Raw genomic sequence first — 13,075 nt, forward strand, 5'->3', positions numbered from 1 at the left:
TGTTATAGTATTTCTATTTGTCTGTTATACATACAAAAATAAGTTTAAAGTACAAATTACCGGATTATCTTTGACTTATTCAGTGCAACAGATGTATAATAATTCTATAACAGCAGCACATGATAATCAAATTTTTTGTCGAGGTGAAGAAAATGAGCAAGAGCAGGGTTCCTTATGAAGTGTACACAGAGGAAGTCGAAGCTTTGTCCGTGCTATCGCCGGACGGTGAAATCGTTAACAAAGATAAAGTTCCTAATTTAAGTGATGATCAATTGAAAGAATTAATGTACCGTATGGTATTTACCCGTACATGGGATGAAAGAGCGATTAACCTGGGGCGTCAAGGCCGTCTTGGATTTTATGCGCCTGTATCCGGTCAAGAAGCTACAATGGTTGGCAGTCAGTTCGCATTGGATAAGAAAGACTTTATTTGCCCGGGCTACCGCGATATGCCTCAGCTTGTATGGCACGGTCTTCCGCTGTACCAAGCGTTCCTGTATTCCCGTGGACATCAGCATGGCGGCCAAATTCCAGAAGACGTTAACGTACTTATGCCACAAATTATTATCGGTGCCCAAGTTCTCCATGCGATGGGGATCGCCATGGGTTATAAATTGAAGAAGCAGCAGCAAGTCGCGATCACCTATACAGGTGACGGAGGTTCCTCCGAGGGCGATTTCTACGAAGCACTCAACTTTGCTGGAGTTTATAAACTGCCGGTTATTTTCTTTGTGCAAAACAACGGTTATGCGATTACTACTCCGTTCTCCAAACAAACCGCAGCTCTGTCGATCGCGCACAAAGCGGTTGCAGCAGGTATCCGCGGTGTGAAAATCGACGGTATGGACGTCTTCGCTGTAATCAGTGCTGTTGAGGAAGCTAGAGAGCGTGCTCTTAAAGGGGAAGGCGCAACATTGATTGAAGCCGTTACTTATCGATACCGTCCGCACTCCTTGTCCGACGATACTTCTAAGTACCGTACGAAGGAAGAGGAAGGCGAGTGGAGCGAGAAGGATCCGATTGCCCGTCTTGCTAAATATTTGGAGAAAAAAGGCCTGTGGACCGAAGAAGATACAGCTCGCGTCAAAGAAGAAGCAAAAGCGACTGTAAACGAGCAAATCAAGAAAGCAGAACAAACCGAAAAAATGACCATTCCTGGTCTGATCGATAGCATGTTCGAAACTACACCTAAACATTTAGAAGAGCAAAAAGCAGATTTCCAGTAAGACGAAGAGCAGGGCCTACAGAGCATGAATGAATGAATGAATGAGTGCTCGGCAGTAAAAGTCTGATTGTTTCTTAATGAGGAGGATATGAATCTAATGGCACAAATGAATTTAAAAGAAGCGATTCGTGATGCGATGCGCGTGGAATTAGAACGTGATCCTAGCGTTCTGATTTTTGGCGAGGACGTCGGTAATGTCGGTGGCGTATTCCGCGCTACAGAAGGCTTGCAAAAAGATTTCGGCGAAGAGCGCGTATTCGATACGCCGCTCGCAGAATCCGCTATCGGCGGTATGGCGGTCGGTTTGGGTGTTCAAGGATTTCGCCCGATTGCAGAAATCCAGTTCGTAGGTTTTATTTTTGAAGCACTCGATCAAATCGTTGTTCAGGCAGCCCGCATGCGCTACCGTTCCGGCGGCCGCTACAACGCTCCAATCGTATTCCGTACACCGTTCGGCGGCGGCGTTAAAGCGGCTGAGCTTCACACGGATGCATTGGAAGGTTTGATCGCGCAAACTCCGGGTATTAAATTAGTAATTCCATCGAACCCTTACGACGCTAAAGGTTTGATGATTTCCGCAATCCGCGATAACGACCCTGTGTTCTTTATGGAGCACTTGAACTTGTATCATGCTTACCGTGAAGATGTACCGGAAGGCGAATACACGGTTGAAATCGGTAAAGCGAAAGTCGTTCGCGAAGGCACTGACGTAACGATCGTATCCTATGGCCTGATGGTTCACACGGCGGTTAAAGCAGCAGAAGAACTTGAGAAAAACGGCATCAAGGCAGAGGTAATCGACCTCCGTACGCTTGTGCCTCTTGATATTGACACCGTCATTGAATCGGTGAAGAAAACGAACCGCGCGATTATCGTTCAAGAAGCTCAAAAATCTGCAGGTATCGCTGCAGAGGTCATCGCCCAAATTAACGAGAAAGCGATCCTTCACTTGGAAGCGCCGGTTCTTCGCGTAGCTCCGCCGGATACTGTTTATCCGTTCGCGCAAATCGAGGATCAATGGCTTCCGTCTCCGGCTACGATTATTGCAGGAGTGAATAAAGTACTCGAATTTTAATCTTAATGAACTAGGAGGTCTTCCAGGTGGCTAAATTTGAATATCGTTTCCCTGAGCTTGGCGAGGGGCTTCACGAAGGCGAAATTATTAAAATGCATATCAAAGTCGGTGACAAAGTAACCGACGACGATATTATTATGGAAGTGCAAAACGACAAGGCGGTCGTTGAGGTTCCTTGTCCGGTAAATGGTACGGTGCAAGAGGTGTTCGGTAAGGACGGCGCCGTGTTCCGCGTAGGTCAAGTTGTTGCCGTTATCGACGCTGAAGGCGACATTCCAGAGCAAGAAAGCGCTTCGGAAGAGCAAAGCGCGCAAGAGGCCGATGCAGCTCAAGGCGGAGCGGAAACGAAAGATTCTCCGGCAACCGAGAATCCTGCGGCTAGCAAAGACAGCGCTGCTGCTCCAGCGGCACCTAACCGTGAAGTCCTGGCTACGCCAAGCGTGCGCAAATTCGCTCGCGAGAAGGGCGTAGATTTGAGCCAGGTTCAAGGCTCCGGCAAAGCGGGCAAAATTACGCGCGAAGATGTGGAAGCATTCCTGAGCGGCGGCGGCGCACCAGCTCCTGCTCAAGACAGCGCGAAAGCAGAAGAAACAGCTCCGGCTGCAACAGCGTCTGCAGCGGTAAGCGTAAGCGCCGAAGAAGAGCGCGTACCGTTCAAAGGCATCCGCAAAGCGATTTCCAATGCAATGGTTAAATCTGCATACACAGCTCCTCATGTTACGATCATGGACGAGGTTGACGTAACCGAGCTGGTAGCGTTCCGCACGCGTATGAAGCCGATCGCCGAGAAGAAAGGCACGAAAGTAACTTATCTTCCGTTTATCGTCAAAGCGCTCGTTGCGGCTGCACGTCAATTCCCTGCGCTTAACGCTTCGATCGACGAAGAGAACAACGAAATTGTGTACAAAAAGCATTACGATATCGGTATTGCAACCGATACGGACAACGGCCTGATCGTTCCGGTGATCAAGGATGCGGATCGTAAGAGCATCTGGATGATCGCAGACGCGATTCGCGATCTGGCTGCCCGCGGACGCGAAGGCAAACTGGCTCCTAACGAAATGAGAGGAAGCACCATTTCGATTACGAATATCGGTTCTGCCGGCGGTATGTTCTTTACTCCGATCATTAACTACCCAGAGGTAGCTATTCTCGGAACTGGCCGCATCAGCGAGAAGCCGGTTGTGAAGAACGGGGAAGTTGTCGCAGCTCCGGTTATGGCTCTGTCCCTTAGCTTTGACCACCGTCTGATCGATGGTGCTACTGCTCAATACTTCATGAACTATATCAAAGAGCTGCTCTCCAACCCTGAGCTGCTCGTAATGGAGGTATAACAACATGGTCGTAGGAGACGCTTCTCTCGATATTGATACACTGGTAGTCGGTGCAGGTCCCGGCGGTTACGTGGCAGCCATTCGCGCTGCCCAGCTCGGACAAAAGGTATTGATTGTCGATAAATCGGAACTCGGCGGCGTGTGCTTGAACCGCGGCTGTATTCCTTCTAAAGCTTTGATCTCTGCTGCACACCAATATGAGTCTGCAAAAAATGCAGATGTATTCGGGGTTTCCGTGGAGAACGTAAAAGTAGATTTCTCGAAAACACAAGAATTCAAAAACGGCGTTGTTAAGCAAATGACCCAAGGTGTTGGCGGTTTGCTGAAAGGCAACAAAGTTGAGGTGTTCAATGGCGAAGTGATGTTCATCAACGAGAACGAAGCTCGCGTATTCAATGATTACGAAGCACCTCGTTACCGTTTCAAAAACTGCATCCTGGCAACGGGTTCCCGTCCGGTCGAACTCAAGCCATTCCCGTTCGGCGGGCGCATCCTGTCTTCTACTGAAGCGTTGGAGCTTCAAGAACTTCCAGGAAGCCTCGTTGTAATCGGTGGTGGATATATCGGTGCTGAGCTTGGACAAATGCTGTCCAAATTCGGAACCAAAGTAACGATTATTGAAGGACTTGACACGGTTCTCCCTGGCTTTGACAAAGACATGACCCGTCTTGTGGCGAAGAGCATGGAGAAAACAGGTATCGAGATCGTAACGAACGCAAAAGCGGAAAGTGCAGTTCAAACTGACAAAGATGTTACGATTAAATACACAGTTAACGGTGAAAGCAAAGAAATTACGGCGGATTACCTGCTTGTCACAGTTGGACGCCGTCCAAATACAGATGGTGAGCTTGGTCTTGATCTGGCAGGCGTTGAGCTGGACGATCGCGGCCTCGTTAAAGTTGACCATCAAGGACGCACATCCAATCCGAAAATTTTCGCGATCGGCGATATCGTGCCTGGTCTGGCACTCGCTCACAAAGCTTCTTACGAAGGTAAAGTGGCGGCTGAAGCTATCTCGGGACTGCCTTCTGTTGTGGATTACAAAGCGATTCCTGCTGTTGTTTTCACCGATCCAGAATGCTCGAGCGTAGGTTTGACCGAGAAAGAAGCCAAGGAGAAAGGCATTAAAGTAAAATCGGGTAAATTCCCGTTTGCCGGAAACGGCCGTGCTGTTTCCTTGAATCATCCTGAGGGCTTCATGAAGCTTGTTGCCAACGCAGAGAACAATCTTGTCATCGGCGCGCAAATCGTAGGTATCGAAGCATCCAACCTCATTACTGAGATTGCGCTTGCGATTGAAATGGGCGCGACGCTTGAAGATATCTCCCTGACGATCCACGCTCACCCGACACTGGGCGAAATCGCGATGGAAGCGGCAGAGGTTGTCGAAGGCAAACCGATCCACATTATTTCTCGTTAATTTTCACGTAACTCCTAAGAGTTACACAAACTCCTAAGCATATGGATGAGCTGCTTCTGCAGGTTTGCATAAACCTGCGGGCAGCTCTTTTTTTTTACCATAAAGAAACCATTAATAATTAAGTGTACATTTATAACTCTATTTCACTTAAAAGAATTACAAAAAATATACCAAGAGTTGTTTTGATAATGTTAAGATGTAACTATAGTTTACAAAGCTTGCATAATGAAATGAAAGAAATGAAATCGCTTGCGCTAAAGGGGGACGGATGGATGCAGAATAAGAACAAGGCCAGATTCCTAGCTGTTGCAGCTTTGTTGATTCTAGGCGTAACGGCAACATCTACGGTTGAGGCGAATCATCCGTTAACCGTATCGCTGAATGGTCAGCAATTACACTCCCGGTTTCAAGTGAATGGCGGCGAAGTGTATGCTCCGCTGCTTCCTCTAGCCACAGAACTCGGCTATAAAGTGAATTGGAACAGGCAGAGCAATTCGATAGAGATCGTAGACGGTGCTGCTAGCCTCGTACAGAGAGAAACAGCAGCAGCGCGGATTACAAAACAGCAGGTGGCAGATTGGATTGTTCAGCAAGGCAAGAAGACCGGTTATTATTTGTATGGCTTGTCCTTCGAAATGATCGACCTCGATGGCGATGGGATAGAGGAAGTCGTCGCGGCCATCGACGGGGGCGTGCATCTTGGAAATTATTTTATTTTTAAGAGAGATGCGGCTGGAAATTATCAATTAATTTTCGAAAGTCCTTGGAAGGTAGAATCGTTAAAGCTAGCGGAACCTCATCAGGTTGGCGATAAGCTGTTATATGAAACGGTTGAACGCACCGGGGGCACTGGACTTAGCATTGAGATTGTACACCTCTGGTATTTGGAGCAGGGACGGATAGTTGAAGCCTGGGCAGGAACCGTGAAGGAAATGAATGCCATGATGCCGGGTGAGTATTCACTGGCTGTAGCCGGGTACCGCATTCAGGATAACGTGTTGTATGTTTGGAGGACGTTAAGCCCGCTGGAGGATGACGCAGAAACAGTTCACGGAACGGTTGAAACGACAATGACTGCATTTGAGTTTGACGGGACTGTATTTAAAGAACGAAAGTAACACAACGGATAGCAAAATTGGAAAAGTGCGGAGCTGCGCGCTTTTTTAAGATATAGCAATTTTACGTTTTTTGTTATTACTATTTAAGTATGCGTGACACAATGCATAGGTAAATTATGAGATTTATACGATAATCGTGTTAGAACCTCGGGAGGAAGAAGATGATTCAAGGTTTATATGAAGCGCATTTACCGGTCAAAAATTTGGAGATCTCGATGAGCTTCTATAGTAATTTAGGTCTGAAATTGGCTTGGCGAGACGAGGATACGGCTTTTTTTTGGATCGAGGAGGGTCTAAGCTGGCTTGGCCTATGGGAAGGCCGGGAGCATGAAACCCCTTATCACCCATCCTTGCGCCACATCGCTTTCCGAGTGACATATGAGGATTTGAAGCAGTCTTTAGCCTGGCTGGCATCCATTCACGTTGCAGCCGTTCCATTTGGACGCAGAACGTCGGTCGAGCCCTTTGTCCGGCCCAATCAAGGCAATGCTTCGGTGTATTTTGACGATCCGGATGGGAACAGCCTGGAACTGATGTGCTTTGTCGAGGTGCCGAAGGAATTAAAGCATATAACAGATAAGCTCTCCTTGGCAGAATGGGAGAAACTGGCTCGTCCATACTTGTAGTAAATAGGTTTAGCAGGATCGACAGAAATGATAGGGATAGTTAAGATTGATAGGTTCATATTGGGAGACGGGTATGTACGTAGAGCAATTAAAGCAGATGATCGTTAAGTGCGAGCCGTTATTATGCGATTTGCGTACCATACGGCGGCTGAATTTGCCGGAGTGTTATATAGCGGCTGGATATATTCGGAGCTATGTATGGGATGTGCTGCATAGTTATGAATATCGTTCGCGGCATGAAGATATGGATGTCGTCTACTTTGATAAGCGGCATTGCAGCGAGAGCCAGGACTTGGCGCTGCAAGCGCGATTAATCGAAGAGACAGGAAATGAACGGTGGTCGGTCAAAAATCAAGCGCGAATGCATGTCCGCAACGGGGCAGCGCCATATACTTCTACATACGATGCGATGAGCCGATGGCCCGAGACTGCTACGGCCGTCGGCGTTCGCCTGAATGCGGACGATGAACTGGAGATTTGCGCGCCGCATGGACTAGACGATCTGTTTGGAATGGTGGTGCGACGGAGCCCTCTTTTTGTTGATCGGCTATATTATTTGGAGAGGGTTCGCAGGAAAAATTGGCTGCAGGACTGGCCTTTGCTTACCTGGATCAGAGACTAGACTGGTCTTTAATTTTGAACACTGCATTTGTTAAGCTGTATGCTTTTTGCATCGTTTTCTTGTATTCTGGTGTCGGGGGAAAACCGCAATGATGGTTGTTTTAAGAGGGTTCAGGTTTGGGATGATTTTGCAGCTCGCCGTGGGACCTGTGTGCATTTATATTTTTAACCTGGCTAGCAAGCACGGCTTTCCGGAGGCTGCTGTCGGGGTAGCGGCTGTGACGTTCGTCGATGCATTATTCATCCTGCTGGCCATATTTGGCGTAGCTTCCTTTATGGAGCGGCCGAAGATCAACCGGGGACTGCGCATATTCGGATTTATCGTCCTGCTTGCGTTCGGGGCGAACCTTGTACTCTCGGCTTTCGGCCTGGAGCTGCTGTCCCATTTCCGTATATCGAGCGGTGCCGAAATGGACAGGCCTTTTCTATCCAGTCTTTTGCTCACGGCCTCCAATCCGCTTACGATTTTGTTTTGGGCTGGATTGTTTTCTGCCAAAATCGCAGAAGGGGGCTTAAGCAAAGCGGGGATTTACGCTTTTGGCTTAGGAACAGTGCTGTCGACGCTAGCCTTCCTGCTGGTTATTGCCTTGGCAGGCAGCTTTATCGGGCAATTTTTGCCGCAGGGGGTGCTTAAAGTGCTGGACGGCGCTGTAGGCGTGCTGATCCTGTATTTCGCGGTTAGAATGGTTCGTTCAAGGAGCGAGTAAGCTTACGGCAGCAAAAATCTTGCAGGTTTGTTGTCCGAAGAGGGCTCGGCTTGCATGTGCAGCGGAAAGAAGGTATGCGATGTGTTAGCGAAGCTGGTAAGAATGGTGCCTGATAAGTGGCTTGTGCTCATGTATAAACGATTCCCCTTCATGCGATTGAAAAATTGGATCGTCTACAAAGCGCAGCATAAATTTCTGGTTGCCGTGCTGGGCATCATTACCAATGAATCCGGGCAAGTCCTGTTGTTGCATCACGTGTATCGGGACGAGCCGTGGGGTATGCCGGGCGGCTGGATGGAGCTGGAGAGGCCGGAGCTCGGCCTGCAGCGCGAAATTTGGGAAGAAACGGGACTGAAGGTGCGAATCGATGGGATTGCGCGGGCCGTCTATGGCACAGAGCCGAACCGGGTGGAGCTTATTTTTAAAGGGAAATTAATTGAAGGCACGTTCAGGCCATGTGCTGAAATTTCCAAAATCTGCTTCGTACGTCCTGGTGAATGGCCGAAGGGCCTTCCTGAGAGCCAAAGGAAGCTGCTGGATGATGTGCTCCACAACTTGATGCATCTGTAAGCAGCTGCGAGCCGAAAGCAATTTTAGCGTGAACATAGAGGGGGAAGTAAATACAAATGAGACGTGTTGATGTCGTATATACGCTTCTGCTTAATGAAGACGAGACGAAGATCCTTATGGTAAAAAACCACGGCAGGGATACTTGGACGCTTCCAGGCGGCACGGTAGAGCAAGGCGAGACGCTGAAAACGGCAGCAATCCGCGAAGCGAAGGAAGAGACCGGGCTGGATGTGGAAATTGGCGGTGTGGCAGCGGTCAATGAAGGCCTGTTCACGGAGCCGGGGCAGCATGTCGTCTTTGTGACTTTTCGCGGACAGATTACCGGAGGGCGCATGGAGATTGTCAGGCCGGATGAAATTGCTGCCATCGAATGGATCGAAGTGGAGCGCGCTGATGAACTGATGCCCTATTACAAGGAGAAGCTCAGGGATATCGTACGCCGAGGGGCTGAGGTTGCCTATTATGATGAGGGCGTCCGGTTGAAGTAACCCGATTTTGGCGTCTCTGAATTTACCTCTATGCTCCCATTCTGCGAAACACTTTGCTATAATGATTTAGAAATTGATAATAGACTATAGTACGGGGTGCGATATATGAGAGCATATTTAGATTTGTTGCAGGATGTGCTGGATAACGGAACGGTCAAGGAAGACCGCACGGGCACGGGCACGCTGTCCGTATTCGGCCGCCAGCTTCACTTTGATCTGAGTAAGGGGTTTCCGCTCGTCACAACGAAACGGATCCATTTGAAATCGGTTGTTCATGAACTGCTATGGTTCCTTAAAGGGGATACGAATATAGCTTATTTAAAAGAAAACGGCGTTCGTATTTGGGACGAATGGGCGGATGAGAACGGTGATTTAGGGCCGGTATACGGCTCGCAGTGGCGGTCCTGGGAAGCGCCGGACGGCAGAAAGATCGATCAGATCTCCAATGTGATCGAAGCGATCAAGAACAATCCCGATTCACGCCGCCATCTCGTAAGTGCCTGGAATGTAGCGGAAGTCGACAACATGAAGCTGCCGCCATGCCATTTTGTGTTCCAATTTTATGTTGCGAATGGGAAGCTGTCGTGCATGCTGACGATGCGGTCCGTCGACACGTTCCTCGGCTTGCCTTTCAATATTGCCAGCTATGCGCTCTTGACCCATATGGTGGCGCACCAATGCGGGCTGGAGGTTGGCGAGTTCGTTTGGTCCGGCGGGGACGTCCACATCTATAGCAACCATTTGGAGCAGGTGAAGACGCAGTTGGCGCGGGAGCCTTACGAACTGCCTAAACTGGTCATCAAGCGCAAGCCGGATTCGATCTTTGATTACGTATACGAAGATTTTGAGTTCGTCGATTATGAGCATCATCCGACAATCAAAGCGACGGTAGCCGTATAGCAGCCGCAGTTTAATAGGGGAGAAAAGGGGTGTGCTATATGGGTATTTCGCTAATTTGGGCCATGGATCGAAATGGCTTGGTTGGCAAGGGCAATGATTTGCCCTGGAGATTGCCAAACGACATGAATTTCTTCAAACAGCAGACCAAGGGCAAAACGGTCGTCATGGGCCGAAAAACATGGGAATCCTTAAGAGTCCGGCCGCTTCCTGGACGCCGAAATATCGTGCTGACGGGTGACCGTTCGTATGAAGCCGAGGGCGCCGAAGTGGTATATTCCGTGGACGAGGTGCTGGATATCGCGAGGAACGATGACTTGATGATCATCGGCGGCGGCAGTGTGTACGGGCAGTTTATTCCGCATGCTGACCGTTTATTCGTTACCCGGATCGACGCGGAATTTGAGGGAGATGTTCATTTTCCTCCGCTGGATTGGTCGCAGTTTGCTTTGGACGAGGAGATGCCTGGCATGCGGGACGAGAAAAATTTATACGATCACCGGTTTATGATCTATGAGCGCCGCAAGGGCTAAAAGAAATAGAAATTAAGCCAGCAATCTTCTAAAATATGATATAATAGAGTGTGCATCGGAGCTGCGCAGAGCGCAGCTCTTTGTTTTGGCTACGATAGGAAATGAAGACGTAATTGTGATAGAAAGGCGGCTTAAACCGATGAAAACGCTCGTAATCGCAGAGAAACCGGACATGGGTCGAACGATCGCTGCCGTCATCGAACCGAGAGCGAAAAATAACCGATCGTATTTGGAAGGCGAGCACTACATCATCACATGGGCGATCGGCCATTTGCTCGGCCTGGCGGAACCGGACGCTTACGATGAGAAATACAAGCGCTGGAACTTCGGCGATTTGCCGATCCTGCCCGAGCGATTCAAGATCGTGCCTAATCCGAGAACGAAGGATCAGTTGAAGACGATCGGCGAAGTGGCCAAGCGCTGCAATAGCATCGTTAACGCCTGCGATGCCGGGAGGGAAGGCCAGTACATATTCGCTTTGATCCAGCAGCAATTGAAGCTGACGCAGCCTGTAAAGCGGCTGTGGATTTCTGACTTGACGGCGGAGAGCATCCAGAAAGGCTTCGATACTCTGCATGAAGAGGCGGAGTTCGACAATTTGACGCAGGCGGCGAGAGCACGGAGCGAGGCAGACTGGCTGATCGGCATGAACGCGTCGCGCGCTTTTACGACCAAGCATCGTACGCTGCTGTCGGTCGGCCGGGTCCAGACTCCGGTCTTGGCGCTGATTTACGACCGGCAAAAGGAAATCGAGAGCTTTGACTCGCTGACCTATTATGAAATTAAGGCAGAGTTCGAGCAGCTTGGCCGCAAGTATGCGGGGACATGGCAGGGTGACCGGCTGACGGATGCAGAGAAGGCGGGAGCCATCGCGGATAAAGTGCGGGGCAAGGAAGGCCGAATTAGCGAGTATGAGGTCAAGGATACGAAGGAGTATCCGTTCAAACTGTATGATTTGACGCTGCTGCAGCGTGACGCGAACGCAAAATACGGCTATTCGGCCAAGAAGACTTTGGACTTGGCTCAGGCGCTCTATGAACGGCATAAAGTGATCTCTTATCCCAGGACGAACTCGAACTATGTAACGGAACAAAATATCGATGGCATGCATAAAGCACTGCACATGCTCAAATCCGGCCCCTACCAGCAGCTGGTGGAGGGAGCAAATCCGCGGCTCGTGCACGTCGGCAATAAATCAGTCTGCAACCCGGCGCGGGTTGAGGATCACCATGCGATCCTGCCGACGCTGCGGCGGGCGGGAACGCTCAGCAAGGAAGAGCAGAACGTGTACGACTTGGTCATTCGCCGTTTTCTCTCGCATTTCTATCCGCCCGCCGAGTACAAGCAGCATACTGTCCTCACTGAGGTTGCCGGTGAAACCTTCAAGACGAACGTGAAAGAACTGCTATCCCTGGGCTGGAAAGTATGTCAGCCTGAAGATCCGCGGGCCAGCAGCCGCGGGAAGAAGAAGGATGAGGAAGAGGAGCAGGAGGAGCTGGTCAGCGAACCGTTCCACGTCGAGAAGGATAAGCCTGTTCAATGCCTCGATGCGCAGGCGAAGGAGAAGGCGACCCAGCCGCCTAAGGCTTATACAGAAGGCACTCTGCTGAAAGCGATGGAGAGTGCCGGGAAGCAGCTTGAAAACGAAGAACTGCGGGACGCGATGAAGGACGCAGGACTCGGTACGCCAGCTACGCGGGCCGCGACGATTGAACGCCTCAAAAACGTCGGTTACATTACGATGCAGGGCAAGCGCATTACCGTAACCCAAAAAGGAAGGACGGCCATCGAGCTCATTCGTCATGCGGGCATCGAGCTGCTGACCTCGCCGGAGATGACCGGGCAGTGGGAGCGCAGACTGTATCAAATTTCCAAGGGCGAGGCGGCCAGGGAGAAATTCATGGATAACGTCAAGCGTTTCACGTTATCGATCATCGATAAAGTCCGGGTTCAGCCGAAGGCGGATGCCTCCTTATTCGAGATGGCGGAGGAAGAGCGGAAGGGCGCCCGCGGCAAAGGCTCGAAAGCGAAAGGCTCATCCCATCGCAATGCATCTGGATCGGGGCAGAGCGGCAGTGCATCGAAGGCGAAAAGCCAAGGTTCGTCGGCGAACAAGGCCGCAAGCGCCTCGGCGCCGTCGACACCGGGCTCATTGCAGCCGCTTGCACCCTGCCCGCGGGAGGGCTGCGGAGGCCAGCTTATCGAAGGGCGCAAAGGCTATGGCTGTACGCATTATAAACAAGGATGCGGATTTGTAATATGGAAGGAATTTGCCGGGAAAAATATTTCCGTGAACATGCTCACCTCACTAGTCAGCAAGGGGCAGACACAGCTGCTAACATTTAAACAGCCTGAGGGTGATTTCAAAGCCAGAATCGTCCTGGCTGATCAGGTTAGCGGCAAGTTAGGGCTGGCCAAAGTAGAAGAGTAGCTGGACAAGGGCGAAGATTACGGTAGCAGC

At 50.1% G+C, this 13,075-nt stretch carries 13 protein-coding genes; all 13 read left to right on the forward strand.

The window, feature by feature from the left end; translation table 11 throughout:
* Positions 1-152 precede the first annotated feature (152 nt).
* Positions 153-1,226: a pyruvate dehydrogenase (acetyl-transferring) E1 component subunit alpha gene (gene pdhA, locus G358_RS0118040; protein ID WP_019638647.1), complete on the forward strand. Its 1,074-nt coding sequence runs from the start codon at positions 153-155 to the stop codon at positions 1,224-1,226.
* A 96-nt stretch (positions 1,227-1,322) separates the two neighbouring features.
* Positions 1,323-2,300 carry an alpha-ketoacid dehydrogenase subunit beta gene (locus G358_RS0118045; protein WP_019638648.1) on the forward strand — a complete coding sequence of 326 codons (978 nt, stop codon included), beginning with the start codon at positions 1,323-1,325 and terminating at the stop codon, positions 2,298-2,300.
* Between the two features lie 26 nt (positions 2,301-2,326).
* A complete protein-coding gene (locus G358_RS0118050; RefSeq protein ID WP_019638649.1) occupies positions 2,327-3,634 on the forward strand; it encodes a dihydrolipoamide acetyltransferase family protein in 1,308 nt (435 codons plus the stop codon).
* A gap of 4 nt (positions 3,635-3,638) precedes the next feature.
* On the forward strand, positions 3,639-5,054 hold the full coding sequence (lpdA, locus tag G358_RS0118055) for a dihydrolipoyl dehydrogenase (RefSeq protein ID WP_019638650.1): 1,416 nt from the start codon (positions 3,639-3,641) through the stop codon (positions 5,052-5,054).
* Between the two features lie 272 nt (positions 5,055-5,326).
* Positions 5,327-6,172 carry a hypothetical protein gene (locus G358_RS0118060; protein WP_019638651.1) on the forward strand — a complete coding sequence of 282 codons (846 nt, stop codon included), beginning with the start codon at positions 5,327-5,329 and terminating at the stop codon, positions 6,170-6,172.
* Between the two features lie 161 nt (positions 6,173-6,333).
* Positions 6,334-6,798, forward strand: coding sequence for a VOC family protein (locus G358_RS0118065; protein WP_019638652.1), 465 nt, complete (start codon positions 6,334-6,336; stop codon positions 6,796-6,798).
* Positions 6,799-6,871: 73 nt separating this feature from the next.
* Complete coding sequence (locus G358_RS0118070; RefSeq protein WP_019638653.1) at positions 6,872-7,420, forward strand: nucleotidyltransferase family protein; 549 nt, start codon at positions 6,872-6,874, stop codon at positions 7,418-7,420.
* A gap of 88 nt (positions 7,421-7,508) precedes the next feature.
* Complete coding sequence (locus G358_RS0118075) at positions 7,509-8,126, forward strand: LysE family transporter (RefSeq protein ID WP_026342338.1); 618 nt, start codon at positions 7,509-7,511, stop codon at positions 8,124-8,126.
* A 54-nt stretch (positions 8,127-8,180) separates the two neighbouring features.
* Positions 8,181-8,696, forward strand: a complete 516-nt coding sequence (locus G358_RS0118080) for an NUDIX hydrolase (protein ID WP_019638655.1) — start codon at positions 8,181-8,183, stop codon at positions 8,694-8,696.
* A 56-nt stretch (positions 8,697-8,752) separates the two neighbouring features.
* Positions 8,753-9,184, forward strand: coding sequence for an NUDIX hydrolase (locus G358_RS0118085; RefSeq protein WP_019638656.1), 432 nt, complete (start codon positions 8,753-8,755; stop codon positions 9,182-9,184).
* Between the two features lie 105 nt (positions 9,185-9,289).
* Positions 9,290-10,084, forward strand: coding sequence for a thymidylate synthase (gene thyA / locus G358_RS0118090; protein WP_019638657.1), 795 nt, complete (start codon positions 9,290-9,292; stop codon positions 10,082-10,084).
* A gap of 38 nt (positions 10,085-10,122) precedes the next feature.
* On the forward strand, positions 10,123-10,614 hold the full coding sequence (locus tag G358_RS0118095; protein ID WP_019638658.1) for a dihydrofolate reductase: 492 nt from the start codon (positions 10,123-10,125) through the stop codon (positions 10,612-10,614).
* Positions 10,615-10,753: 139 nt separating this feature from the next.
* Positions 10,754-13,045 carry a type IA DNA topoisomerase gene (locus G358_RS0118100; protein ID WP_019638659.1) on the forward strand — a complete coding sequence of 764 codons (2,292 nt, stop codon included), beginning with the start codon at positions 10,754-10,756 and terminating at the stop codon, positions 13,043-13,045.
* Positions 13,046-13,075 lie beyond the last annotated feature (30 nt).

This window comes from Paenibacillus fonticola DSM 21315, assembly GCF_000381905.1.
Taxonomy (GTDB): Bacteria; Bacillota; Bacilli; order Paenibacillales; family Paenibacillaceae; genus Fontibacillus; species Fontibacillus fonticola.